This is a genomic window from Micromonospora sp. BQ32 (genome assembly GCF_059358895.1).
Window position 1 is genome coordinate 45,988 of the sequence record NZ_JCADBI010000008.1, and the last position, 25,097, is coordinate 71,084.

Annotated in this window: 21 protein-coding genes; 18 read left to right on the forward strand and 3 right to left on the reverse strand. The window is 71.8% G+C overall.

The window, feature by feature from the left end; genetic code table 11:
• Window positions 1-3: 3 nt before the first annotated feature.
• Complete coding sequence (locus AC5L30_RS17025; protein ID WP_494868340.1) at window positions 4-1,440, reverse strand: gamma-aminobutyraldehyde dehydrogenase; 1,437 nt, start codon at window positions 1,438-1,440, stop codon at window positions 4-6.
• 149 nt (window positions 1,441-1,589) lie between these two features.
• On the opposite strand from AC5L30_RS17025, the gene AC5L30_RS17030 reads away from it, so the two are divergent.
• The gene (locus AC5L30_RS17030; protein ID WP_494868341.1) at window positions 1,590-3,029 is read left to right on the forward strand and encodes an aldehyde dehydrogenase family protein; all 1,440 of its coding nucleotides are present in this window, start codon (window positions 1,590-1,592) and stop codon (window positions 3,027-3,029) included.
• A gap of 18 nt (window positions 3,030-3,047) precedes the next feature.
• On the opposite strand, the gene AC5L30_RS17035 is transcribed toward AC5L30_RS17030, so the two are convergent.
• On the reverse strand, window positions 3,048-4,289 hold the full coding sequence (locus AC5L30_RS17035; RefSeq protein WP_494868342.1) for an SUKH-3 domain-containing protein: 1,242 nt from the start codon (window positions 4,287-4,289) through the stop codon (window positions 3,048-3,050).
• Window positions 4,290-4,367: 78 nt separating this feature from the next.
• On the opposite strand from AC5L30_RS17035, the gene AC5L30_RS17040 reads away from it, so the two are divergent.
• The 13 genes from AC5L30_RS17040 to ahcY all read left to right on the forward strand — a co-directional run bounded on the left by AC5L30_RS17040 (window position 4,368) and on the right by ahcY (window position 19,422).
• Complete coding sequence (locus AC5L30_RS17040; protein WP_494868343.1) at window positions 4,368-4,790, forward strand: YbaB/EbfC family nucleoid-associated protein; 423 nt, start codon at window positions 4,368-4,370, stop codon at window positions 4,788-4,790.
• A complete protein-coding gene (locus AC5L30_RS17045; protein WP_112582405.1) occupies window positions 4,787-5,119 on the forward strand; it encodes a hypothetical protein in 333 nt (110 codons plus the stop codon). The genes AC5L30_RS17040 and AC5L30_RS17045 overlap by 4 nt, the downstream gene beginning before the upstream one ends.
• Before the next feature lie 15 nt (window positions 5,120-5,134).
• Complete coding sequence (locus tag AC5L30_RS17050; RefSeq protein WP_494868344.1) at window positions 5,135-9,529, forward strand: toxin glutamine deamidase domain-containing protein; 4,395 nt, start codon at window positions 5,135-5,137, stop codon at window positions 9,527-9,529.
• Between the two features lie 56 nt (window positions 9,530-9,585).
• Entirely contained in the window at window positions 9,586-9,969 is a 384-nt protein-coding gene (locus tag AC5L30_RS17055) for a hypothetical protein (protein ID WP_494868346.1), read from the forward strand.
• Between the two features lie 13 nt (window positions 9,970-9,982).
• Window positions 9,983-10,285 carry a hypothetical protein gene (locus AC5L30_RS17060; RefSeq protein ID WP_494868348.1) on the forward strand — a complete coding sequence of 101 codons (303 nt, stop codon included), beginning with the start codon at window positions 9,983-9,985 and terminating at the stop codon, window positions 10,283-10,285.
• A 352-nt stretch (window positions 10,286-10,637) separates the two neighbouring features.
• Window positions 10,638-11,291, forward strand: coding sequence for a deoxyribonuclease V (gene nfi / locus AC5L30_RS17065; protein WP_494868350.1), 654 nt, complete (start codon window positions 10,638-10,640; stop codon window positions 11,289-11,291).
• A gap of 151 nt (window positions 11,292-11,442) precedes the next feature.
• Window positions 11,443-12,507, forward strand: a complete 1,065-nt coding sequence (locus tag AC5L30_RS17070; protein WP_494868351.1) for a hypothetical protein — start codon at window positions 11,443-11,445, stop codon at window positions 12,505-12,507.
• A 69-nt stretch (window positions 12,508-12,576) separates the two neighbouring features.
• The gene (locus AC5L30_RS17075; RefSeq protein WP_494868353.1) at window positions 12,577-13,962 is read left to right on the forward strand and encodes a phosphomannomutase/phosphoglucomutase; all 1,386 of its coding nucleotides are present in this window, start codon (window positions 12,577-12,579) and stop codon (window positions 13,960-13,962) included.
• Window positions 13,963-14,023: 61 nt separating this feature from the next.
• Window positions 14,024-14,209, forward strand: a complete 186-nt coding sequence (locus AC5L30_RS17080; protein WP_091394023.1) for a Trm112 family protein — start codon at window positions 14,024-14,026, stop codon at window positions 14,207-14,209.
• Window positions 14,206-15,402: an SIS domain-containing protein gene (locus AC5L30_RS17085; RefSeq protein WP_091394020.1), complete on the forward strand. Its 1,197-nt coding sequence runs from the start codon at window positions 14,206-14,208 to the stop codon at window positions 15,400-15,402. The genes AC5L30_RS17080 and AC5L30_RS17085 overlap by 4 nt, the downstream gene beginning before the upstream one ends.
• A 67-nt stretch (window positions 15,403-15,469) precedes the next feature.
• Window positions 15,470-16,477, forward strand: a complete 1,008-nt coding sequence (locus tag AC5L30_RS17090; protein WP_494868355.1) for a cation diffusion facilitator family transporter — start codon at window positions 15,470-15,472, stop codon at window positions 16,475-16,477.
• A gap of 3 nt (window positions 16,478-16,480) precedes the next feature.
• The gene (manA, locus tag AC5L30_RS17095) at window positions 16,481-17,644 is read left to right on the forward strand and encodes a mannose-6-phosphate isomerase, class I (protein ID WP_494868357.1); all 1,164 of its coding nucleotides are present in this window, start codon (window positions 16,481-16,483) and stop codon (window positions 17,642-17,644) included.
• Window positions 17,645-17,922: 278 nt separating this feature from the next.
• Complete coding sequence (gene ahcY / locus AC5L30_RS17100; RefSeq protein ID WP_494868359.1) at window positions 17,923-19,422, forward strand: adenosylhomocysteinase; 1,500 nt, start codon at window positions 17,923-17,925, stop codon at window positions 19,420-19,422.
• A 101-nt stretch (window positions 19,423-19,523) separates the two neighbouring features.
• On the opposite strand, the gene AC5L30_RS17105 is transcribed toward ahcY, so the two are convergent.
• Window positions 19,524-19,682 (reverse strand): hypothetical protein, encoded by a 159-nt coding sequence (locus AC5L30_RS17105; protein WP_494868360.1) that lies wholly within the window; start codon window positions 19,680-19,682, stop codon window positions 19,524-19,526.
• Window positions 19,683-20,065: 383 nt separating this feature from the next.
• Between AC5L30_RS17105 and mtrA the strand changes: the two genes are divergently transcribed.
• Genes mtrA through AC5L30_RS17125 form a run of 4 tightly spaced genes read left to right on the forward strand, consistent with a single transcriptional unit; the run spans window position 20,066 to window position 25,048 of the window.
• Window positions 20,066-20,755 carry an MtrAB system response regulator MtrA gene (gene mtrA, locus AC5L30_RS17110; protein WP_030331519.1) on the forward strand — a complete coding sequence of 230 codons (690 nt, stop codon included), beginning with the start codon at window positions 20,066-20,068 and terminating at the stop codon, window positions 20,753-20,755.
• A gap of 12 nt (window positions 20,756-20,767) precedes the next feature.
• Window positions 20,768-22,525 carry an MtrAB system histidine kinase MtrB gene (gene mtrB / locus AC5L30_RS17115; protein WP_494868362.1) on the forward strand — a complete coding sequence of 586 codons (1,758 nt, stop codon included), beginning with the start codon at window positions 20,768-20,770 and terminating at the stop codon, window positions 22,523-22,525.
• A 32-nt stretch (window positions 22,526-22,557) separates the two neighbouring features.
• A complete protein-coding gene (locus AC5L30_RS17120; protein ID WP_494868597.1) occupies window positions 22,558-24,336 on the forward strand; it encodes an LpqB family beta-propeller domain-containing protein in 1,779 nt (592 codons plus the stop codon).
• A gap of 4 nt (window positions 24,337-24,340) precedes the next feature.
• Entirely contained in the window at window positions 24,341-25,048 is a 708-nt protein-coding gene (locus AC5L30_RS17125; protein ID WP_494868363.1) for a ComF family protein, read from the forward strand.
• Window positions 25,049-25,097 lie beyond the last annotated feature (49 nt).

Genomic DNA, 25,097 nt, shown 5'->3' on the forward strand with positions numbered 1-25,097 from the left:
GGGTCAGCCCTCGATGTTGTGCATGACGTGCTTGATCCGGGTGTAGTCCTCCAGGCTGTAGACCGAGAGGTCCTTGCCGTGTCCGGAGTGCTTGAAGCCACCGTGCGGCATCTCGGAGACGAACGGGATGTGCGTGTTGACCCAGACGCAGCCGAAGTCCAGCCGACGGGTCATCCGCATGGCCCGGCCGTGGTCCCGGGTCCAGACCGACGCGGACAGGCCGTAGTCGACGCCGTTGGCCCAGCGCACCGCCTCGTCCTCGTCGGAGAAGCGTTGCACGGTAATGACCGGCCCGAACACCTCGTCCTGGATGATCTCGTCGGCCTGACGCAGCCCGGAGACCACCGTCGGCGCGTAGAAGTAGCCGCGTTCGCCCTGCCGGGACCCGCCGGTCTGGATCGCCGCGTGGTCCGGCAGGCGGTCCACGAAGCCGCTGACCCGGGTGAGCTGGTTGGCGTTGTTCAGCGGGCCGTAGAGCACGTCGGCGTCGTCCGGGGCGCCGGTCTTCGTGTTGCGGGCCTGCTCGGCGAGCGCCGCCACGAAGTCGTCGTGGACGCCCGGGCCGGCCAGCACCCGGGTGGCCGCCGTGCAGTCCTGCCCGGCGTTGAAGTAGCCACCCAGCGCGATGGCCTCGGCCGCCGCCGCCACGTCCGCGTCGTCGAAGATCACCACCGGGGCCTTGCCGCCCAACTCCAGGTGGGTCCGCTTCAGGTCGGGGGCCGCCGCGGCGGCGACCTCCATGCCCGCGCGGGTCGAGCCGGTGATCGACACCAGTTGCGGGGTCGGGTGCGACACCAGGGTACGACCGGTGTCCCGGTCGCCGCAGACCACGTTGAAGACGCCCGGCGGGAAGAACTCGGCGGCGATTTCGGCCAGCAGCAGCGTCGACACCGGGGTGGTGTCCGACGGCTTGAGCACCACCGTGTTGCCGGCGGCGAGCGCGGGGGCGATCTTCCAGACCGCCATCATCAGCGGGTAGTTCCAGGGGGTGACCTGCGCGCAGACGCCGATCGGCTCACGCCGCACGTAGGAGGTGTGTCCGGCCAGGTACTCCCCGGCGGAGCGCCCCTCCAACATCCGGGCGGCGCCGGCGAAGAACCGGAACTGGTCCACCGCCGGGGGAAGCTCCTCCTCGGCGGTGAGCTGGCGGGGCTTGCCGGTGTTGCGGACCTCGGCGTCGACCAGTTCGGCGGCGCGCGCCTCCACGGCGTCGGCGAGCTTGAGCAGCGCCCGCTGCCGCTCGGCGGGAGTGACCTCCCGCCAGCTCTCGAAGGCGGTGGCGGCGGCGCTCATCGCCGCGTCCACGTCGGCGGCGCCGGAGACCGGGGCCTGGGCGAACACCTCACCGGTGCAGGGGTCGACCAGGTCGGCGTAGCCGCCATCGGCCGGGTCGACGTAGGAGCCGTTGACGAAGTTGCGCAGCTGCTGCTGGTCACTCATGGCGGGATCACTCCGAGGGGGCCGGGGGTGCGGACGCGGTTCTGCGGCGGTTATCGCAATCTCTCCGCCATCTTCGCTACCGAATTCGCGGCAGACAAGGGTTATCGCGACTGTTTCCGTCGGCTGATCACTCGGCTACGCTGCTCGGCGTGGAGCCCGCACCCTTCTTCGTCGCCTCCCGCCCCGCCACCGGCGAGGGTGAGCTGGCCGTCCACCACCCGTACGACGGCCGTCCGGTGGGGCGTACCACAATCGCCACGCCCGACCAGGTCGACGCCGCCGTCGCCGCGGCGGCCGGGGTGGCCGCGCAGGCCGCCGCCCTGCCGGCGCACGCCCGCGCGGCGGCCCTCGACCACGTGTCCCGGCGGCTCGCCGAGCGGGCGGGCGAGATCGCCGCCCTGATCACCGCGGAGAACGGCAAGCCGCTCAAGTGGGCCCGCGCCGAGGTCGGGCGCGCGGTGTCGACCTTCCGATGGGCCGCCGAGGAGGCCCGCCGCTTCTCCGGCGAGTTGCAACGACTCGACACCGACCCGGCCGCGGGCGGGCGGATCGCGCTGGTCCGGAGGGTGCCGCGAGGGCCGGTGCTGGGCATCACGCCGTTCAACTTCCCGCTCAATCTCGTCGCCCACAAGGTGGCGCCGGCCATCGCCGTCGGCGCGCCGATCATCGTCAAACCGGCGCCCGCGACACCCCTGTCCGCGCTGCTGCTCGGCGAGTTGCTGGCCGAGACCGACCTCCCGGCCGGGATGTTCTCGGTGCTGCCGCTGCCCAACGACCGCGCCGCCGAACTGGTCACCGAACCCCGGCTACCCGTGGTGTCGTTCACCGGCTCCGGGCCGGTCGGCGCGGCCATCCGTCGCGCCGCGCCGGAGAAGCACGTGACGCTGGAGTTGGGCGGCAACGCGGCCGCGGTGCTCTGTGCGGACTGGGTCGCCGACGAGGACCTGGACTTCGCCGCGCAGCGCATCGCGACGTTCGCCAACTACCAGGCCGGCCAGTCGTGCATCGCCGTCCAGCGGGTGTACGTGCACCACGCCCGCTACGCCGACTTCCTGCCCCGGCTGGTGGCGGCGGTGCGGGGGCTGCGTACCGGAGACCCGGCGTCCGAGCTGACCGACGTCGGGCCGATGGTGTCCGAGGACGCGGCCCGCCGGGTCGAGACGTGGGTGGCCGAGGCCGTCGCCGCCGGCGGCACCGTCGAGGTGGGTGGCCTCCGCGACGGCGCGACCTACCCCCCGACCGTGCTCACCGGCGTGCCGGCGGACGCCAAGGTCGTGGCCGAGGAGGTGTTCGGGCCGGTGCTGGTGGTCGCCCCGGTCGCCGACGACCAGGCCGCGTTCACCGCGGTCAACGACTCGGCGTACGGCCTACAGGCCGGCGTCTTCACCCGGCGCCTGGACGTGGCCTTCGCCGCCGCCCGCGCGCTGGAGGTGGGCGGGGTGATCGTCGGCGACGTGCCGTCGTATCGCGCCGACCAGATGCCGTACGGCGGGGTGAAGGGAAGCGGCGTCGGCCGGGAAGGGCTGCGCAGCGCGATGGACGACTACACCGAGCCCCGGGTCATGGTGCTGACCGGCCTCACGCTCTAGGCCGGCGGCGCTGCCGCGCTAGTCGGCCTGCCAGGTGCCGTCGTCGCGAACCCGGGCGGGGGCGCGACCGAGCAGCAGGGTGGTCAGCGCGGCGTCGATGGTGTCGCCGAGGAACCACTCGCCGGCCTGGTCGAGCGCGAACACCCGGCCGCGCTCGTCCACCGCCAGGATGCTGTCCTGCTGCTCGGTGCCGATCGGAAAGAGGCGTACGCCGAGCACCGCGCCGAAGTCCGCGAGGGTGTCGGCGGTGTGCGCGACGGTGTGCGGGCGGATGTCGAAACGGGAGATCCACACCTGCTCGCCCCGGCCACGCCGCGCGCCGACCAGGCTGGGGAACGCGGTGAGCGCCTCCACTGCGGCGGGAAAGACCTCGTGCTGATGGTTGCGCCCCCGCACCGACGTGACGTCCCGGACGGCGGCGGCGGCCATGATCTGATCCCCGATGTGTGGCCGCCAGCCGGCCGCGACCAGCGCGTTCGCGACCTCCGCCGGGAAGCGCCCAGGATCGGGGTCGGGTGCGTCCGGCGCGAGCCAGGTCTCGGTGTAGGCGCGAGCCGACTCCGGCAGGACGTTCGCCCGCACCAGGAAGCTGAGGCACGAGTCGCAGGGCCGCTCGGCGGGCCCACCAGCGGGATCACCCGGCTCACGGATCCGGAAGATCTCGAAGCGGGCGCCCTCCAACAGCGCCGCCGCCTCGGCCCGCCCCATCGGCGCGATGCCCTCGGCGGCGCGCCGGTGGTCGTATTCGTGCAGGACGTCGGAGACCACGATCAGCTCGGCGTGAGCCGCCCCGCCGCGAACCAGCTCGCCGGGAGGCAACTGGTGGAGATAGTCGCGGACCAGCGGGTGATGGTTGAGTGGCACGTCGGCCTTGGTGCCCTGGGCCGTCCAGATCCGCCCGTCGATGGTCAGGTGCGCGGCGGTGTTCGGGGTGGCGCCCCGGTGGATCTCCCGGACCAGCAGACTCGACGGATCGACGGTGCGGGGAGCGGTCGGCCCCGAGGGCTGGCTACGCCGGTACAGCTCCGCCACCACGGTGCTCGGCACCCGGGGCCAGGTGGTGACCTTGCCGGTCTGCTTGTCGATGACGGTCGTCGGCAGGTCACCCGGCACGGTGCGCACCTCGGTGGGCACCACGGACGTGATGACGTAACCCAGGTCGAACTCGTCGACCATCGCGGTGCACTCGTGGCCGAGGCGCTGCGAGTCACGGCGGGCCCAGGTGGCCGCGAGCTGCTCGGCCTGTTGACGGTCGATCACGCATTGAAACTACCGGACTACACGGATCGATGGCGGCCGGTATTGTTTCGCTCTACCGACGGTGACGGGAGGGCGGCGGTGGACGAGCAGGCGGACCGAGGCGTCAATCGCGAGCTACGGGCCCGATTCGACGACGTGTATGGGCAATACCAGCAGCTCAGGTCCGGTCTGGACACCCTCCAGACGCGGCTCGCCGCGCTGCGGGTGACCCGCCGGTCGGCCGACGGGCAGGTGACGGCGACGGTGGGCGCGCAGGGCCAGGTGATCGAGGTCGAGCTGACGCCGGCCATCTACCGGGACCGCGACGCTGAGGCGCTCGGCCGAAAGGTCACCGAAACGATCCGGGCCGCCTCGACCGCCGCCGCCGACGCCACCCGCGACCTCGTCGCCGAGAGCATGCCGGCCGGCTCCGGAACGATGGACTTCCTCAAGACCGGCGACTACGGCGCGCTGCTCGGTCGGGCCGACACCGTACTCGGCAAAGGCGAGGCGAAGGCATGACCGACGGGCAGCTCTGGCTTGATCCGTCCCGGGCCCGCCGGGGTGGTGCCGACCTGGCGCTCGCCGGCGAGGCGGTGACGGCCCGCCGTGCGGCGGAGGGCGGCGCGATCGAGGCCGCCAGCGGTGCCCGGCCCTGGGGCCGCGATGACATCGGCGCCGCCTTCGAGCGCAACTACCGCGGGTTCGAGCAGACCGTGCTGCGAGCCTGGGCCGGTGTCGGGCACCGGCTCACCGAGCTGGGCAGCGACGTGGTCGAGGCGGTCGACGCGAGCGTGCAAACCGACGGGGCCAGCGCCGCCCGGGTCGGCCGGGCCGCCGACCGGCGCTGACGGCCGGCGATCCCGATGACCGTGCTGCCGAGTCCCATCCCACACCCCCTGGACTACGCGCCCTGGGACGTGCCCGGCTGGATCTACGAGGCCCTCGACTGGGTGGTCGGCGTGCAGTGGCCCGAGGGCAACGAGCGGGCCGTCTGGGACGTCGCCGACCAGTGGTACGCGGTCGCCTCCGTGCTCGCCGGGCCGCACGCCGACGCCGCCGCGGCCGCGGCCGAGGTGCACAACGGCTACGGCAGTGTCGGGGCGGTCGACGCGGCGTTCGAGGCGGCCTGGCGGGGGATCGCCGAGGGCACCGATGCCCCGCTGCCCGTGCTGCTCGCGGTCACGGCCGACCTGGGCCGACTGGTCGAGGAGTGCGGTTGCGACATCGAGGGCGCCAAACTCGAAGTCTGGATCGAGCTAGGCATCCTGGTCATCGAGCTGCTCTCCGTGGCGGTGGCGGCGGTGTTGACCGCAGGCGCCGCCACCCCGGCCGCCGGCGTGGCGATCACCGCCACCCGGCTGTTGGTTCAACAGATCTTCAAGCGGCTGATGGGACAACTGGCCAGCAAATCCCTCAAACACGGGCTGAAGGAGGCCGGCGAGCGGGCTGCCAAGGAGGTCACCCGAGGGGGTGCCAGCGGGCTCGCCAAACGGGCTGCCCGTGGAGGGTTGGAGGAGGCCACCGAGGAAGCCGGGGTCACCCTGGCCACCCAGGCGTACCAGAACTCCACCGGGCGGGCACACGGCCTGGACCTGACCGATCTCGGCGCCTCGGCGGTCGGCGGGCTGGCCGGCGGGGCGGTGGCGCCGCTGGCCGGTCTGGGTCGGCACGCGACCGGGCGGGCGGCGAAAGTCGGCGAGCACCTGGGGCGGGAGATGACCGGCGAGGTGCTCGCCAACAGCGCGGCGAGCCTGGCCACCGGTCAGGGCCTGACCTCGATGGAGGACGTGGCGCGTGCCGCCGCGTCCGGGGCCACCGGTTCGGTGACCGGCCAGACCGACCACGCGCTGCGCACCCGGCTGGACGCGCAGGCCAACGCCCTCGCCGGAGCGTCGTACGCGGGTCCCTCCCTTCCGTCCGTGGTGCCCGTCGCGGGGGACGCGGCCTCCACGGGGGCGTCCTCCCCCCTCGGGGTTTCGTCTGCGGCCGTCTCCTCCGCAGCTGGGGCTGCGTCTGCGGGGGCTGCCGGTGGGGTGGCTGCCGGTGGCGTGGCTTCGGGTGGTCTCGCTTCGTCTGCGGGCATCCCCGTGCAGGCGACGGAGGCCGTCGCCACCTCGCCGGCGAACCAGCTGGCCGCGCCGACGCCACCGGGCATCGAACAGGCACGGGGAGCCGGGCTGGCGTCTCCGGTCACGCCCGACGTCCACACGTCGTCACCGATACCGGTTGGCGCAATGTCCGGTGTGGACGTGGAGGGCCGTTCGGCCGGCGCGTCCTCGTCGACGGACGTGCCGTTCGGGGAGAGAGCGGGCGTACCGCACCAGGTCACGGCCGACCCCACGCTCTCGGCGGCGACCACCAATCCGGCCACGTCGGCGGTGGCTGCCGATCCGGCCACGTCGGCGGTGAGTGCCGATCCGAGGCTTTCGTCGGCGGCCGCGCCGGTGGCCGGTCCCCTCGAATCGGGCGGCGGGCCGGCTGCCACCGGTGTGCCACCGGCCCAGCCCGGCAGCTCTCCGCACGTCACCAACCCCGGACCGACCGCCTGGTCTCCGGCGACTGGCCCCTCCGCGCCGACGATCACCCCCGGCCCGGCGGCGCCGGTCACCTTCGGCGTCTCGACCACCACCAACGGGTCGATGCCGGTCACCTCCACCCCACCGGTGGTGGGGCGGTTCGCCGTGCCGTCGCGTGTTCCGACCCGGGATACGCCCGCACCGGTGCGAGCGCCCGACCATCCGGCCCGGGGAAGAGCGTCGATCCCCGTCGACGTGGCCGCGTTCGGTGCCCCGTCGGTGCGCGAGCCCGAGACCAACGACTCGTACGCGGCGCAGTGGGCCGCCGCGGCGGAAGCCGCCGAGCGGCGGCGCTACCAGGACCACTACGAATCGCTGCGGGTCGGGTTTGAGACCAACCGCCGGCAGGCCGAGGCCGCCCGACTGCGCACCCGTGCGGTGGAACACGACCGCCGGGCCGTCGAGTACGCCACCTACGCCCGACAGCTGCACCAAGCCGGCAACCGGCAGTGGGCCGACGGCTGGCAGCGCGCCGCGAACGAGGAGACTCGCGCGTACTCCGAATGGCGTGACCTGGCAGACGCGGTGCTGGCCGGCAGCACGGCCCCGCCGGTCGTGGACATCAGCGCCACCTTCGAGCACGCCAACCGGGACGTGGGCGCGCTCGCGCTCGGCGCGGTGGAGACTGCCGGCCCGTCCAGGCTCACCGGCGACGACGATCCGCCGCCGATCGACGACTCCCGGCCGTACGGGCAGCCCGGAGGACTCCGTCCACCGCTCGCCCTGCATCAGGTCGACGTCGAACGACAGATGCCCCGCCAGCCGGACGGCACCATCACCCGCACCGCCGACCCCCGACAGGGCGGCTGGTTCCGGCTGCTCAACGACGGCGGTCCCGCCGCCGACGCCACCCGGGGCATCAACTGCCTGGACTGCACGCTGTCGCTGTTCGAGACGTGGGTGCACGGGCGACCCCGGGTGTCGGCGCCACGAACCTTCGACGGCTACCTGGACGGTGACATCCGGCGCCCCATCCGTGGCGAGGCAGGCGGCCCAGGCCGGGTGGAGGACGTGACCGGCGGACGCTTCCAGCAACTCCTCGCCCCCGCGTCCGGCGAACGTCCGGATGCCGCACAGGCGCGGCAGGCCGCCGACCGGGGCTACCGCAACCTGCACGACCAACTGCTGCTGGGCGGCCACGGCAGCTACGCGTTCGTGGTCACTGAGTGGGCGCACGGTGGTTCGCACGCCTGGGTCGCGCTCAACCAGAACGGCACGGTGCTCTACGTGGACCCGCAGAACGGCGTGGTCCGGGACCGACCGCTCTACCCCGACGTGGTCGGCATCGACGCGCTGGTGCTGAGCGGGGACGCCCGGCCGATGCCGCTCGGCGGACTGCCCCGGGGCCGGTTCAGCGAGCGGCCCGACCTGCCGGATCACCCGCCGACGCACGACAACGGCAGCCACGGCGACCCGTACATCAACCGGATGTACCTGCTTCTCGACGGCCCGGGCTCGGCCCCCGATGCCGAAGATGTCGACAGTCCAGCGGACGCTGGTCTTGGACGGGCCACACCGGGTGGCGGTCCTGCCCGCGCCGTTTCGTCGGCCAACAGCGTGGAAGATGTCTTCGCCGCCGGGGTGACTCCCGTTCAGTTCGCGACGACGGTTGACCCGCCCACCCTTCGCCGGCTGGTACCAGACCTGGACGAAGCGTCGGCACGGGATCTCGTGCGACTGTTCGCCGATGACCGGGTCCGGGACATGCTCGACAACGCCCGGCGGGAGCCGCCCCCCAACGAGCCGGATCTGGCCGAGCGCCTGGTACGGCAGCTGGTGCAGCATCCGGAGCTGGCACGCGTGATCCAGTCAACCCCTGAACTCGCCAACTCGCTGACGGCACGTCCGCTGACCCTGTATCACCTGGCCAGCCATCAACAGGCCATCGACGTCCTCGCCGAAGTGCTCGACGACGTCGCCCAACAGGAGGTAGCCAGGCCCGGGACGTTGGGACAGACGACCGAGACCGGTGGAGATGTGGACCAACCACAGCCAACGCCGCTCACGGACGACCAGCGGCGGATCAGCGCGAGTATTCGGATCCCGGATGACCCGCCGACTCAACCAGGATTCGAGAAGCCTCGTCAGTCCGACCCTTCCTATCGGCACCATTACCTCGACGACCTCTATGCGGCAGCGGCTGTTGCCCAGGCCGAGCTGAATCAGTTGGCGATGTCTCTAGCCCATGTCGGTGATCGCCGGGTTGGCGAGCCTGGCTGGCGCCCCCAGCCGAAAGATCGTCGTCGAGCCGAGGACAAGGTGGCCAAACACCAGGGCGATGTTTCCAAGCTGCTCGACCTGGCCGCCGCGAAGGTCGAGTTCCGCAACCTCGACGACCTCTACGCCGCACTCGGGCGAATACGCGACCACCATGATGTCGCGGTGGTGAGTTGCCAGGACCGGTTCGTGTCTCCCGAGGACAGCGGCTACCGGGACGTGCAACTAGTGCTACGGACACGGAACGGGCACCTTGCGGAGTTTCGTCTGCACCTGGCTGCGCTCGACGAAATCGCGGTCTGGGAACATGCGCTGTATGAGGTGCGCCGGGATGTGGACGCCTTGGCCAGAATCGAGGGTCGAGCGTTGACTAGACGCGAGGGGGCGATCGCAGATGGGATCCTCCGTCGCGAGCAACAGCTGTTTTGGCAGGCGCTGCAATCGACTTACGAGGGGAACGCTTGATGGCCCAAATGCCAGGTCTAGTGCTCCCGTCCTACTACCTGTACTACCAGTCGCCCGTGAAGATCGTGGAGACACCCGACGGTGGCGTCAGGGTATGGCGTGTTGCGATCGATACCGGCGCTTGGCAGGAAAAGAATGACCTGTTCACCGAGATCGTCTTCGACGTCGGGGGAGAGGTGTTCCGGCGTACTCCTGAGGACTTCGTGCAGGAGGTAGAGCGTTTCCGGGCTCACTATCTCGAGGGCGAAGGTCCGATCTTTGCTCTCTACGAGACGGTGCAGGCGGTCAGGGATGGGGCGAAGGCCGAAGATCGTCACCTGACGCCGAAGGAGCAGGCGCTTATTCGGGGGATTCGGCAGCGGACGTTTGTCATGTTCGAGGAGCAGCTCCGCGCGGCCGGTGATCCCGGCGCGGACCCCGACATAGCGAGAGCTAAGTAGGCAGGCTTCGCGTATGGACAGACGGAGGGGCGGGTGGCTGACGGAAGGGCTGGACGCTCGGCTGGTACGGGTGCAGGTGGGGTACGAGCAGGCGGTCTTCGGTGGCGACGCGAAGTCGTTGGACGAGGCGGAGCGGGGCGGCACCGCGCTGGACGCGGGTGTGGCGCTGGCCCGGGGCCGGCTCCTGCACGCCCGTTTCCTGCACACCGGGTTGAATCGGAATGCCCTGGCCGAGCCGAATAAGATCGATGCATGGCGAGATCTGGTACGCAGAGCATCAGGTCCACTGTCTGGGCCTGGCCGGTTGGCATCCTGATCGGCCTGGCGATCGGCATTCCCGTGTTCGGCGCGAAGGGTGGCGTCGCCTTCGCTGTCGCCCTTGGCATCGCCTTCGCGCTCGGCCTGGGTGCGCTCCGGAGCCGGGCCGAAGGTCACCCTGCCCGGGGCGGCCCGGACGGCACGGCCGTCGGCGATGGCGTCGATGCCTCAGGCCGAGGGTGATCGACTCCGGTTCATTGATGTCGGGGCATCCGGGTCCGAGGGATAGCCCGACTTCCGTGAAACCGAGTCGATCATGGCGAGCGCCGGGAGCGCCGGGAGCGCCGGGAGCGCCGGGTACGCCAAACCCGCCGGGCACGCCAAACCCGCCGGGCACGCCTGCCGAGGCGGTGGCCGTACAGGAGGAGTTGCGGCCGCTGGTGGACCTGGTCGGGCCGGGGCCGAGCGCGCCCGCGACGGTGGCCGGGCTGGACGTCTCGTACGCCGAAGGTGGTGACCTGCTGGCGGCGGCCGTGACGGTCCTGGATGCCCGGACTCTCGCGGTGGTGGACTCAGCGGTCAGTGTGGGTCGACCCGCCTTCGACTATGTGCCGGGGTTGTTCGCCTTCCGTGAGTTGCCCGCGTTGCTCGGTGCGCTCGAGCGTCTGAGCACGATTCCGGACCTGCTGGTCTGCGATGGGCACGGGCTGGCCCATCCGCGCCGGTTCGGGCTCGCGTGCCATCTCGGGGTGGTCACCGGGTTGCCCTCGATCGGGGTGGGGAAGACGCCACTGGTCGGGACGTGGGATCCGCCGTCCGCCGAGCGGGGTTCCTGGTCGTCGTTGCGCGACGGTGGTGACGTCGTCGGTCGGGTGCTGCGGACCCGGGACGGGGTGAAGCCGGTCTTCGTCAGCGTCGGGCATCGGATGAGCCTGGAGAACGCGACCGCGCAGGTGCTCGCGTTGACCCCGCGCTACCGCCTGCCGGAGACCACCCGCACCGCCGACCGGCTGTGCCGCGACGCCCTCGCGGAGGCGGAGCGAGCCGACGGATCGGCCGGCTGAGCGGCTGGTCAGTCCGGCCACTGGCAGGCCGGCGGGACGGGTCGTAAACCGTAACGCCGCACACATCCGGGGCGCTCTATAGCCGATGGGGGAGGTGGTCCGGTAGTAGCCTGACCCGCGGACCCCACCTGGGGAGAACGGCGAGGTAATCATGACAGTGCGTCGACGCGTGGCACGGCTCGCGGCGGTCTGCGGTCTGGCGGGCGGCCTGGTAATGCTCGGTGCGTCGCCGGCGCTGGCCGACGAGGACTCGGTCCGGGTCGGCGCGGCCAGCAGCTTCGCCGCCGGTGGTTCCGCGCAGGGGGTGAACGTCGCGGTGCGTAAGCGCACCGACGGGTGCGTCCTGCTGCGCACCGCGCTGGGCTTCACCCTGGGGGGTCTCCAGCCGAACCAGGTGGCGGTCGAGGTCAACGCGGGTGGCCGCTGGTTCCCGGTGGCTGTCAGCGGCGGCGCCGGCAACGTGTCGACCGCGCAGACGTCACCCTTGAAGCCTACGCTGTGTAAGGGCAAGGGCATCACGGTGCGCTACCGGGTGGCGTTCGCGGCGGGTGCGCCGGGCGGCCGTCTCCTGGTCACGGGCGCGGGCATCAGCGCCGCCGGCCAGACGCTGGGTCACGGCACCGACGCGGCGCGGCTGACCGGAGCGCGGGTCACTCCGTCGCCGACTCCGTCGCGGTCGAAGACGCCGACGCCCACCCCGAGTCCGACCGAGGTCGCGACGGTCGACGAGGCGGTGAACCCGGCGGCGCCGGGTGGCGTGTCCGGCGCGCCGAACACAACGGCGACGGCCGCCGAATCGTCCGGAGGAGGATCACCGGTGATGTATTTCGGCATTGTGCTGGTGGCGGTCGGACTGCTGCTCATCGTGCTGCTGTTCCGTCGCTCGCGGCAGGACCGGAAGCCGTCCGATGACGGGCCCGGCACCTTTCCGGGCAACCCCGGCGGCACCACCTACCGGGCCGGGGGTGGGTTGCCGGCCGCGCCCGGTCGCCCCGGTCAGGTGTATGGCCAGCAGCCGCCGGCCACCGGCTGGGGTGCGGTGCCGGCCCCACGTCCCGCCGCCGGCGGGGTCTACGGTGCCCGGCCGGACACTCCTGCTCCGGCGCCGGAGGCGACGCAGCCGATGCCGGGCCGGCCCGACGGTCGGCCGTTGCCCGGTGACCCGCCCACCGACGGGGGCGGCCACACCGTGTTCATTCCTCGGCTCCCCGGCTGAGCGGAGTACGGGCCGGCCCTCCGTTAGGCTCAGGATCGGTGTCTAACCTGCGGCCAAGGAGTGGAACACGTGTCTGATCTGTCCCAGATTGTGAAGGCGTACGACGTCCGCGGGACGGTGCCGGACCAGTGGGACGAACGGGCAGCCGAGGCGCTGGGCGCCGCCTTCACCCAGCTGCTCAACTCCACCGACGAGCCGGGCGACGCCGTCGTCGTCGGGTACGACATGCGGGCCACCTCGCCCGGCCTGGCCGCCGCCTTCGCCACCGGCGTACGCGCCGAGGGGCGCTCGGTGATCGAGATCGGCCTCGCCTCCACCGACCTGCTCTACTACGCGTCCGGCTCGCTCGACCTGCCCGGCGCGATGTTCACCGCCAGCCACAACCCCGCGCAGTACAACGGCATCAAGATGTGCCGCTCCGGCGCCCGCCCGATCGGTCAGGAGAGCGGTCTGGCCGAGATCCGGGAGCGGGCCCAGGCCCTCCTGGACTCGGGCGACGCCCGTCCCGCCGGTGCGCCGACCCGACCCGCCGAGCGGCGCGACCTGCTTCCCGACTACGCCGGCTACCTGCGCAAGCTGGTCGACCTCTCGGGCATCCGGCCGTTGAAGGTGGTCGTCGACGCCGGCAACGGCATGGGTGGCTTCACCGTTCCGACAGTGCTGGGCGACGCGGCCCTGTCGCCGCTGCCGCTGGAGATCGTGCCGCTCTACTTCGAGTTGGACGGCACCTTCCCCAACCACGAGGCCAACCCACTGGACCCGGCGAACCTGGTCGACCTCCAGCGCGCGGTGGTCGAGCACGGGGCCGACATCGGGTTGGCCTTCGACGGTGACGCCGACCGGTGCTTCGTGGTGGACGAGCGCGGCGAGCCGGTCTCACCATCGGCGATCACGGCCCTCGTCGCCGCCCGTGAGCTGGCCAAGCACCCGGGTTCCACGGTGATCCACGGCCTGATCACCTCCAGCGCGGTCGCGGAGATCATCCGGGAGCACGGGGGGCAGCCGGTCGTCGCCCGGGTCGGGCACTCCTTCATCAAGGCGGAGATGGCCCGCACCAACGCCGTCTTCGGCGGCGAGCACTCCGCGCACTACTACTTCCGGGACTTCTGGTTCGCCGACACCGGGATGCTCGCGGCGATGCACACGCTGGCCGCGCTGGGCGAGCAGTCGCTGCCGCTGTCCGTGTTGGCCGGTGAGTACGAGCGCTACATCGCCTCCGGCGAGATCAACTCGACGGTGGTCGACCAAGCGGCCGCGGTGGCGGAGGTGCGCGCCGCGTACCCCGACGCGGTGGCCGACGAGATGGATGGGCTAACCCTGCGTTTCCCCGACGGCGCCTGGTTCAACCTGCGCGCCTCCAACACGGAGCCGCTGCTGCGGCTCAACGTCGAGGCGCCCACCCGGGATCGGATGGTCTCGCTCCGGGACGACGTGCTCGACCGGGTTCGCCGATAAGATCGCCTGCGCCGGTCGGCACCGCCGTCGGTCAAGCCGCACACGTGGAAGGAGCCGTGCCATGGCCCTGGATCCGCAGTTGCTCGAGATCCTTGCCTGTCCGGACACGCACCACGCCCCGCTCACCTATGACGCCGAGGCGCAGACGTTGACCTGCACGGAGTGCGGCCGGATCTTCGAGGTCCGCGACGACGTGCCGGTGCTGCTTCTCGACGAGGCGCGCGGCGGCCCCGGGCAGTCCTCATGATCGACGGTACGGCCGGGGTCAGCGGGCGTCGTGACGCCGACGAGGCCCTGCTCGACAACCCGCAGGCGTTGGCCGAGGCCGACCCGGGCGGCATGCTCCGGCACACCGCCTCCGCCGGTGCGCAGGTTCGGGAGAGCGCCGCACTGGCGGCCGAGGCGAACCTGGCGGTGCTCGCCGACGACGGGCGGCCCCGAGCCGTCGTGATCGCCGGCATCGGCACCGCCGGGCGTACCGGGGACGTGCTGGCCACGGTCGCCGGGCCGCGCTGCCCGGTCCCGATCATCGGGCACCGCTCCGCTGGCGTACCCGGTTGGGTGGGCGCGGCCGACGTGGTGATCGCGGTGAGCGCGTCCGGACGTAGCCCGGAGGCGCTCGGCGCCGCCGAGGCGGCCCACCGGCGTGGTGCCCGACTCGTCGCCGTGGGCGCCCCGGACTCGCAGTTGCAGTCGATCGCCGAGCAGGCCCGGGCGCCGTTCATCCCGGTGCCCCGGCGTGCCCCGGCCCGGGCCAGCCTCTGGGCGCTCACCGTGCCGGTCCTGCTCGCCGCCCGTTCCCTCGGGCTCGTGAAGGTCAACGAGGCGGACCTGGCGGAGACCGCGGCCCGGCTGGACGCGGACGCCGATCGCTGCCGGTCCGCCGCCGAGTCCTTCGTCAACCCGGCGAAGTCACTGGCGCTGGGTCTGGCCGGCTCGATCCCGATCGTCTGGGGCTCGTCCCCGCTGGCCACGGTGGCGGCCCGCCGGTTCGGCGACACGCTGTCGGCCAACGCCCGCTACCCGGTGGTCACCGGGGCGCTGGGTGAGGCCGGGCGGGGTCGCGTCGGGTTGCTCGACGGCGTCTTCGGCGGTCTGGCCGAGGGGGAGCGGGACATCTTCGCCGACCCGGCCGAGGACGACGGCGAGGGCACCCGGCTGCGGCTGGTGCTGCTGCGCGACGGCGGGCTCAACGCCGAGGACGACACCGACGAGCCGCTCGCCGTCGAGGAGCGCCGTGCGGACGCGGTGCAGACCCTCGCGGAGCGTCGTGGCGTGCGATGTGATGTGGTGACCGCCGAGGGCGGTTCCGCACTGGAGCGACTGGCGTCGCTGATCGCCGTTCCGGATTTCGCCTCGATCTACCTTGCTCTGGCCCATGGTTTGGACCCGATGGCCGTTCCGGCCATCACCGAGATGAAGGAGCTGTCGAACCAGTGAACGGACGTAGGGGGCGGCGCGTCATGCGCGGACCGGGCGGCTTCGTGCGGCGAAGCGGAGCGGTGGCATGAGCGCCAACGGTGGGACGAAGGCGATTGTCGCCGCCCTGCTGGCCAACATCGGCATCGCCGTCACCAAGTTCATCGCGTTCCTGCTCTCCGGGTCGTCGTCGATGCTGGCCGAGTCGGTCCACTCGGTCGCCGACTCCGGCAACCAGGGCCTCCTGCTGCTCGGCGGCAAGCGGGCCAAGCGCGCGGCCACCCCGGAACACCCGTTCGGGTACGGCCGGGAGCGCTACATCTACGCGTTCATCGTGTCCATCGTGCTGTTCAGCATCGGTGGCTTGTTCGCGCTCTACGAGGCGTACCACAAGTGGCATCACAAGGGCGGCATCGAGTCCTGGCACTGGCTGCCGGTGGTCGTGCTGGTGTCGGCGATCATCATGGAGTCGTTCTCCTTCCGGACGGCCATCAAGGAGTCCAACCACGTCCGGGGCAACCAGTCCTGGGTGCACTTCATCCGGCGGGCCAAGGCACCGGAGCTGCCGGTGGTGCTCCTGGAGGACCTCGGCGCGCTGGTCGGTCTGGTGTTCGCGCTGTTCGGTGTCACCATGACGCTGATCACCGGCAACGGCGAGTGGGACGCCGCCGGCACCGCGATGATCGGCATCCTGCTGGTCGTCATCGCCGTGGTGCTGGCCATCGAGACGAAGAGCCTGCTGCTCGGTGAGGGTGCTGAGGCGTCCGACGTGGCCGCCATCGAGCGGGCCGTCACCGAAGGCCCCGAGGTGGAGCGGATCATCCACATGAAGACGCTCTACCTGGGCCCGGAAGAGCTGATGGTGGCCGCGAAGATCGCCGTTCCGGAGTGGGAGAGCGCCCGCGACCTGGCGCGCGGCATCAACGCCGTGGAGGCGCGGATTCGCGCCGCGGTGCCGATCGCCCGGGTGATCTATCTGGAGCCGGACGTGTACAGCGCGGCTGCCGCCGAGGCCGGCACGGGTGCCGCCGCCCCCACCGCCGTACCCCAGCCGCAGGACGCGTCGGATGAGGCGGCCGGGCGGCCCGGGGGCTGACGGGTGGAGCCACTGTACGGGCCGATCCGGGACTACGCCTGGGGCTCCCGCTCGGCCATCGCCCTCCTCCAGGGGCGGCCGGTGCCCAGCGCGGGCCCGGAGGCGGAGCTGTGGTTGGGGGCCCACCCGGGCGCCCCGGCTCACGTGGATCGCGCCGGTCTGCGGGTGAGCCTCTGTGACCTGGTGCGGGACGAACCAGGGCAGTGGCTCGGCCAGCGGGTGTCCGAGCGGTTCGGTAGCCGGCTGCCGTTCCTGCTCAAGGTGCTCGCCGCCGATGCTCCGCTGAGTTTGCAGGCCCACCCGGACGCCGAGCAGGCGCAGGCCGGCTACGCGGCGGAGGCGGGGCGTCCGGAGGGGCCGCGCAACTACTCCGACCCGCACCACAAGCCGGAGTTGCTGGTCGCGCTCACCCCGTTCGAGGCGCTGTGCGGGTTCCGGGATCCGGCGGAGTCGGCCGATGCGCTCGCCGCGTTCGGCGTACCGGCGTTGGCGCCGGTGGTCGCCGCATTGCGGACCGGGCCGGCGGGGCTGCGGACGGCGGTGCGGACGCTGCTCGGCTGGCCGGTCGCCAAGCGTCACGACCTGCTGGCTGCCGTGCTGACAGCGCCGGTCGACGGTCCGGACGCGGAGCTGACCCGCCGGCTGGCCAAGGCGTATCCGGGGGATCCGGGTGCGCTGGTCGCGCTGCTGCTGCACCACGTGCGGCTGGTGCCGGGGGAGGGGATCTGGATGCCCGCCGGCAACCTGCACGCCTACCTGAGCGGCTGCGGAGTGGAGATCATGGCGGCCAGCGACAACGTGCTACGCGGCGGCCTGACCCCGAAGCGGGTGGACGTCGACGAGTTGTTGCGGGTCTTGCGCTTCGAGGTGCTCGACGATCCGGTGCGGGCCGCGCAGCCGGTCGGCCCGGGTGTGGACTGGTGGCCCGTGCCGGTGGACGATTTCGCGCTGCACCGGGTGCGGGTCGACGCGGCGGTGCCCTCGGTGACGCTGTCGCTGCCCGGCCCCCGGGTGGTGCTCTGCGCTGGCGGCTCGATCACGGTGGACGACGGTGCCGGTGCGTTGACGCTGGCGTCCGGCGAGGCGGCGATCGGTACGTCGTCCGACGCGCCGCTGCGGGTCGACGGCGCTGGTGTGGCGTTCGTGGCGACGTCCGGGCTGCGCTGACTCGCGCGGGGAGAACGACACAAGTCCGACTTTCCCGGAATAGCTTGACGTCACCTTGCCTGAGTGTGACTCTATGAGTACGCAGCGTTATCGCGACGACGGTCCGAGAACGTGCGGGGGAACCAAACCGGGGGGATGCACGGGGCGGGCGGGACGTGGGCGGGAAGGTCCGTCCATCACCGACCGCCCCGTGCGCTGTCCGCGGACCGTGCCTGATGCCCGTCGCCGACGCGCGTAAGGTGGAGGGTCGGCGCAGACATCGTTCGACAGGAGCTTTCATGACCAGCACCCTCCCGGCGTCCGCCAGCGGCACGCCGTCCGAGGCCCGGCCGAGCACGCTCGCCGACGGCGACTTCAAGGTGGCGGATCTGTCGCTCGCCGAGTTCGGGCGTAAAGAGATCCAGCTCGCCGAGCACGAGATGCCCGGCCTGATGGCGATCCGTCGGGAGTTCGCCGAGGCGCAGCCGCTCGCCGGCGCGCGGATCACCGGCTCCCTGCACATGACCATCCAGACCGCCGTCCTGATCGAGACGCTGGTCGCGCTCGGCGCGCAGGTGCGCTGGGCGTCCTGCAACATCTTCTCCACCCAGGACCACGCCGCCGCGGCGATCGTCGTCGGCCCGAACGGCACCCCCGAGGCTCCCGCCGGGGTTCCGGTGTACGCCTGGAAGGGCGAGACCCTGCCGGAATACTGGTGGTGCACCGAGCAGGTGCTCGCCTGGCCGGACGGGCAGGGCCCCAACATGATCCTCGACGACGGCGGCGACGCCACCCTGCTCGTACACAAGGGTGCCGAGTTCGAGCGGGCCGGGGCGGTTCCGCCGGTCGAGTCCGCCGACTCCGAGGAGTACGCGGTCATCCTCGAGCTGCTGCACCGCTCGCTCGGCGAGGACGGCCAGCGCTGGACCCGGATCTCCGCCGGCATCAAGGGCGTGACCGAGGAGACCACCACCGGTGTCCACCGGCTCTACGAGATGCACCGGGCGGGCACCCTGCTCTTCCCGGCCATCAACGTCAACGACTCGGTGACCAAGAGCAAGTTCGACAACAAGTACGGCTGCCGGCACTCGCTCATCGACGGCATCAACCGCGCCACCGACGTGCTGATCGGCGGCAAGATGGCGGTCGTGATGGGCTACGGCGACGTGGGCAAGGGCTGCGCCGAGTCGCTGCGCGGCCAGGGCGCCCGGGTCGTGGTGACCGAGGTGGACCCGATCTGCGCGTTGCAGGCCGCGATGGACGGCTACCAGGTCGCCACCCTGGACGACGTGGTCGAGCAGGCCGACATCTTCATCACCGCCACCGGCTGCTTCGACGTCATCACCAACGAGCACATGGCCCGGATGAAGCACCAGGCCATCGTCGGCAACATCGGCCACTTCGACAACGAGATCGACATGGCCGGGCTGGCCAAGCGTTCCGACGTCGAGCGGGTCAACATCAAGCCGCAGGTCGACCTGTGGCGCTTCGCCGACGGGCACGCCATCATCGTGCTCTCCGAGGGCCGCCTGCTGAACCTGGGCAACGCGACCGGGCACCCGAGCTTCGTGATGTCGAACTCGTTCGCCAACCAGACGATCGCCCAGATCGAACTCTTCACCAAGACCGAGGAGTACCCGATCGGCGTCTACGTGCTGCCCAAGCACCTGGACGAGAAGGTGGCCCGGCTGCACCTCGGCGCGCTCGGCGCCAAGCTGAGCACGCTGACCAAGGAGCAGGCCGCCTACCTCGGCGTCTCCACGGAGGGTCCGTTCAAGCCGGATCACTACCGCTACTGATCGACATCTCCGGACCGGGTCGGCTGTTCGCAGCCGGCCCGGTTCGTCGTCTCCGCCGCCGGCTCGGCGGGCTCAGCGGCTTTGCCGCCGGCCCGGTGGGGTCAGTCCGAACGGGGGCCGCGCCGGGCGGGCCGGAACCACGTCCAGACGCACCAGACCAACCAGCCGACCGACACCACGGTGGCCAGTGGCCGCAGGCGTAGCGCGCTGAGCAGCAGCACCACGGCCAGCACCGTCAACCACGGCAGGAATCCCCTCACGGCGGGGATCCTGCCACAGCCGGGGGGCTGCCGGGGCGGGTCGTCGGTCCTCGGCAGTGGCGCAGGTGGCTTGTCGTGAACCTTCCCGGTGGGGTGTTCGCCTGCCCGCCCGGGGTACGCGACGGCGGGGCCACTGGGGGCTCGGCTGTTCGGCTGACCGTCGTCCGGATAGCGACAGCCGGATCGGTCCAGCCTGTGGTGGCGCCGGGCGGCGCCAAAGGGGGATCATGGTGACAGCCAGGCCCACGGTTCACCCCTGTGCCAGGCACCGCAGCACGTGGCGCCGCCGCCGCGGACCGCGGTCACCGGTTTTGACGGCGGCGCGACGCGTGACCGGCGGACGCCGGTCCCACCGAACTGAATGAGGATGCAATATTAATCCCATGAGAGCCCGCGTACTGGTGGTCGACGATGACCCCGCGCTCGCCGAGATGCTCGGCATCGTGCTGCGCAGTGAGGGTTTCCTGCCCTCGTTTGTGGCGGACGGCGAGCGGGCGTTGGCCGCTTTTCGCGACAGTCGTCCCGATATCGTGCTGCTTGACCTGATGCTTCCCGGTATGAGCGGTATTGACGTCGCCCGGTCGATCCGGGCGGAGTCCGGCGTGCCCATCGTCATGCTGACCGCCAAGAGCGACACCGTCGACGTGGTGCTCGGCCTGGAGTCCGGCGCCGACGACTACGTGGTCAAGCCGTTCAAGCCCAAGGAGCTGGTGGCCCGGATGCGGGCCCGACTGCGCCGAGGCGAGGACGTGGCCCCCGAGATGCTCACCATCGGGCCGCCCGACAACCAGATCACCATCGACGTGCCCGCGCACACGGTGAGCCGCAACGACGAGGAGGTGAAGCTGACGCCGCTGGAGTTCGACCTGCTGGTCGCGCTCGCCCGCAAGCCACGTCAGGTCTTCACCCGTGAGGTGCTGCTCGAGCAGGTCTGGGGCTACCGGCACGCGGCCGACACCCGTCTGGTCAACGTGCACGTCCAGCGGTTGCGGGCCAAGATCGAGCCGGACCCGGAGCGACCGGAAATCATCCTCACCGTGCGGGGCGTGGGCTACAAGGCGGGGACCGGATAGCCTGGTCGCACTGTGTCGACCTCGCCGCCACCACCCTCCCCGAGTACGGCTACCCGCCGGCCCAGCGCCGGCGGGGAGCTCTGGCGTGCGGTGAGCGGTCGGGTCGCCCGGGTGGTGGGTCGGGTGCACCAGACCTGGCGCCGCTCGCTCCAGGTCCGGGTCGTGACCATCACGCTGGTCGCGTCCAGCCTGCTGGTCGGCGGGTTCGCCTTCCTGATCGCTGACAAGATCACCACCATCCTGCTCGACAGCGCTCGCAGCGACGTCCGGCAGCGGGTGACCAGCGGTGCCAGCTACGCGGCCAAGCAGGTCTCCTTCTACGGGCAGCCGCAGGAGGCGCAGCTCCAGGAGACCATCGACGGCACGGTCAACTACCTGGCCGGCGGTGACCCCCAGCAGACCAGCGGCGTGGTGGTGGCGATCACCGCCGACGACTACCCCAACGACATCCAGACCCGCACCTCTCCGTCCGCGAACGTCCAGTCGCTGATCAGCCCCGAGCTGCGGGCCGCGATCGCCGACGGCAAGGTGGCTAGCCAGATCCGCACCGGGCGACTCACCGGCGAGACCACCAAGTACCTGGTCTACGGCTCGCCGGTGCCCACCCGCTTCGGCCAGATCGAGCTCTACTACCTGGTGCCGCTGGGTCGGCAGGACGTCACCGCCGCCGACGCCCGAGCGACCGTGGTGGCCACCGGGGTCGCCCTGGTGATCCTGCTCGGGTTGCTCGCGGCGCTGGTCACCCGGCTGGTGGTCAACCCGGTCCGGGTCGCCGCCCGGACCGCCCAACGGCTCTCCGCGGGCCTGCTCGACCAGCGGATGGTGGTCAACGGCGAGGACGACCTGGCCCTGCTCGCCGCGTCGTTCAACCAGATGGCCACCAACCTGCAACGACAGATCCTGCGCCTGGAAGAGATGTCCCGGCTACAGCGCCGCTTCACCTCCGACGTCTCCCACGAGCTGCGTACCCCGCTGACCACGGTCCGGATGGCCGCTGACCTGATCTTCGCCGAGCGCGACGAGTTCGATCCGGCGGTCGCCCGCAGCGCCGAGCTGCTCCAGGCCGAGCTGGATCGATTTGAGGAGCTGCTCACCGACCTGCTGGAGATCAGTCGCTTCGACGCGGGCTTCGCCATGCTGGATGCCGAGCCGACCGACCTGGTGCCGGTGGTGCACCGGGTGGTCGACCGGCTGGCTGGCCTGGCCGAGCGGGTGGGCGTACCGATCGAACTTGATCTGCCGGGCACGCCGGTGATCGCCGAGGTCGACCCGCGCCGGGTCGAGCGGGTGTTGCGCAACCTGGTCGGCAACGCGGTCGAGCACGGTGAGGCCCGCCCGGTGCTGATCACCCTCGGCATCGACGACACCGCCGTGGCGATCACCGTCCGCGACCGCGGGGTGGGGCTGAAGGTGGGCGAGGAGAAGTTGGTGTTCAACCGGTTCTGGCGGGCGGACCCGTCCCGGGCCCGGCAGACCGGGGGCACCGGGCTGGGCCTGTCGATCAGCCTGGAGGACGCTCGGCTGCACGGCGGCTGGCTGGAGGCGTGGGGCGCTCCCGGGCAGGGTGCGCAGTTCCGGCTCACGTTGCCGGCCCGCGCGGGCGACCGGCTGACCACCTCGCCGCTGCGGCTGGTGCCGGCCGACGCCGCGCTGCCGTTCGGCGGCCCCCGCGACGGTGGCCCACTGGCCATCGGCCCCGGCACCGGCGGGGCACTGGCGATCGGCCCGGCTCCGGCCGGCGACGGGCAGCGGACGGAGGTGCGCTCGTGAGACGGCCGACTCTGCTTGGGACCCTCGGCGTGATGGTGCTGCTGGGCGCCGGCTGCGGCATCCCGGCGGCATCCGACGTGCGGGTGGACGGCAAGGGCGGTGCCGCGACCGAGGCTGGTGTGATCAGTCGGGGCAGTGAGCCACCGACACGGACGGCCAGCGGCAGCGTCAACGAGGCGTTCGTCCGCAACTTCCTGTCCGCCGCCGCCGGCGAGCCGGATCGGGCGTACGAGCGGGTCAAGGCGTTCATCGCCCCGGAGGACAAGATCCGCCTACAGGACAAGAAGGGCAGCGAGGTCGCGCTGAACGTGGTCCGGCTGCGGGAGGCGGTCTACACCCTCAACAGCGACTCGACCACGACCGTGAAGATCACCGTGCAGCAGATCGGTCTGCTGCGGGCCAACGGCACCCTGGCCCCGCCGGTGGCGACCGAGACGGAGTACGAGTTCGGCCTGCGCAGCGCGTCGTTCAATGGCGGCGTCAACGATGACCGGGCTGGGCTCTACATCATCAACCCGCCCAACGTGCTGCTGCTCAGCGACACCGCCCTTCGCCAGTATTACCAGGACGAGACGATCTACTTCTGGAGTTCGGACCGCACCCGCCTGGTGCCCGACCAGCGCTACCGGCCCCAGGCGGTGCCGGTCGAGCGGCAGGTCAACGAGGTGGTGAAATGGCTCGTCGGCGGTCCCTCCGACTGGCTGCGCCCGGGAGTGGTCGGCTTGCCGGACCGCACCGAGCTGATCAACAACGCCACCGGCGGGAACGGTCGGTGGGAGGTCAACCTGGACATGTCCGGTGACGACCAGAGCGGGATCGACCAGTTGATCACGCAGATCGCCTGGTCGTTGGGCGACCTGACCGGCCAGCTGGAGTTGAAGATCCGCAACAACGCGCAACCCGTGGTGGACCTGAGCGGGCGACGAGAGGCCCAGGCGCTCTACCCACAGGCCGCCAGCCCACAGCGGTTCGGCGTGTACGACGGCGCGATCCGCCCGCTCGACTTCGAAGGCGAGCTCAGCGGCACGGTGCCGTTGGCACCCGAGGCCAACCGCAACGTCGTCTCCGCCAGCCTCGGGCTGGCCAAGGACCGGCGCGTCCTCGCCGCGATGGTGGTCACCGGCAGCAGCAAGAACCGGTACCGACTCGCCGTGGGCACGGGCGCCGACCCGGTACCCGTACTGAGCCGCAGCGGCACCGAGTACTCCTCGATCAGCCGGCCGGTCTGGCTGCGTACGGTCGACTCGCGCCCCGGCCGCGGCCTGGTGGTGGCCGACGGGCAGCTCTACCGGTTCGACGAGATGGCCCGGATGTATCCGGTGCCGCTCAACCTGCCCTCCGCCGAGGTCACCGCGGTGGCCGCCGCGTTGGACGGCCGGCGGGTCGCGCTGATCGCCGGCGGCCGGCTCTACGTCGCCGCGGTCAACCTCGACGGCGGTGGGGTCTCCATCGGCCCGCCCCGAGAGTTGGTCACCTCGCTGACCAACCCCACGGCGGTCGACTGGGGCCGGGAAGATCAGCTGGTGGTGGCCGGGTCGGTCGGCCAGCCGGCGATCTACGAGATCAGCGTCGACGGCGCCCTGGAGACGCCGCTGCGGACTGACCTCGGCGCCAAGGTCAACCACTTGACCGCGTACCCGACCAACCCCAGCGTGCGGGTGCCCAGCGGGGCCTACATGTACGAGGCGAACGGGGTGGCCTACCGCAGCAGCCCGTTCGAACGGATCGAGCCCGCCCGGGTACGCGACATCGCCCCGGTGCCGGCCGGTGTCCGGCCGAGCAACCCGTCGGCGCCGTTCTTCCTCTACTGATCCGGTGAGTGGGCTCTGGGCGGACCTCGCCGACCTGGTGCTGCCCGCCGACTGCGCGGGTTGTCGGGAGCGCCGGCCCGGTCTGCGGCACGGGGTCTGCCCGGCCTGCGTCGCGGCGCTGGGCGAATTGCGGCCACGGGCGGTCCGCCCCACCCCGGCCCCGCCGGGCCTGCCGTCCTGCGTCGCACTCGGCCCGTACGCGGGTCCGCTGCGGGAGGCGCTGCTGGCGTACAAGGAACACGGCCGACACGGGCTGGCCCGCCCGCTCGGCGCGCTGCTCGCCGAGGTCGTCGCGGCGGCCGTCGGCGAGGCTCGTCCGCTGGCGTTGGTGCCGGTCCCGGACACCGCGGCGGCGGCCCGGTCCCGTTACGGGGACCACCTCGACCGGCTGGCCCGGCACTGCGCGGCCCGACTCGAGCGGGGCGGTTGGGCGGTGCGGGTACGCCGTCCGCTGCGGGCGCTGCCCCGGCCGGACTCGGTCACCCTGGACAGCGCCGGGCGGGCGGCGGCGGCCGAGGCGGCCTTCCAGCCCCGCTCGACGGGGCCGGTGCGGGGCGGTGCCGCGGGCGCGACGCCGGTCGTGGTGCTGCTCGACGACATCATCACCACCGGTGTGACCCTCGCCGCCGCGAGCAGGGTGCTGACCGCGACGGGATGGGCACCAAGCGTCGCCGCGGTGCTCGCGGCGACCGAGAAAAGACACCAGTCGTAACCGATCGTGTTTCCGTTTCACCCGTTGGTGTATGAGCTGCGGAAAATTC

Coding starts and splice junctions, on each gene's coding strand:
- AC5L30_RS17050 (WP_494868344.1), top strand. CDS start 5,135: ATGACCGTGCTGCCGAGTCCCATCCCACACCCCCTGGACTACGCGCCC.
- ahcY (WP_494868359.1), top strand. CDS start 17,923: ATGACCAGCACCCTCCCGGCGTCCGCCAGCGGCACGCCGTCCGAGGCC.
- AC5L30_RS17060 (WP_494868348.1), top strand. CDS start 9,983: ATGGACAGACGGAGGGGCGGGTGGCTGACGGAAGGGCTGGACGCTCGG.
- AC5L30_RS17085 (WP_091394020.1), top strand. CDS start 14,206: ATGATCGACGGTACGGCCGGGGTCAGCGGGCGTCGTGACGCCGACGAG.
- AC5L30_RS17045 (WP_112582405.1), top strand. CDS start 4,787: ATGACCGACGGGCAGCTCTGGCTTGATCCGTCCCGGGCCCGCCGGGGT.
- AC5L30_RS17025 (WP_494868340.1), bottom strand. CDS start 1,440: ATGAGTGACCAGCAGCAGCTGCGCAACTTCGTCAACGGCTCCTACGTC.
- AC5L30_RS17080 (WP_091394023.1), top strand. CDS start 14,024: ATGGCCCTGGATCCGCAGTTGCTCGAGATCCTTGCCTGTCCGGACACG.
- AC5L30_RS17120 (WP_494868597.1), top strand. CDS start 22,558: ATGGTGCTGCTGGGCGCCGGCTGCGGCATCCCGGCGGCATCCGACGTG.
- mtrA (WP_030331519.1), top strand. CDS start 20,066: ATGAGAGCCCGCGTACTGGTGGTCGACGATGACCCCGCGCTCGCCGAG.
- AC5L30_RS17070 (WP_494868351.1), top strand. CDS start 11,443: ATGACAGTGCGTCGACGCGTGGCACGGCTCGCGGCGGTCTGCGGTCTG.
- AC5L30_RS17090 (WP_494868355.1), top strand. CDS start 15,470: ATGAGCGCCAACGGTGGGACGAAGGCGATTGTCGCCGCCCTGCTGGCC.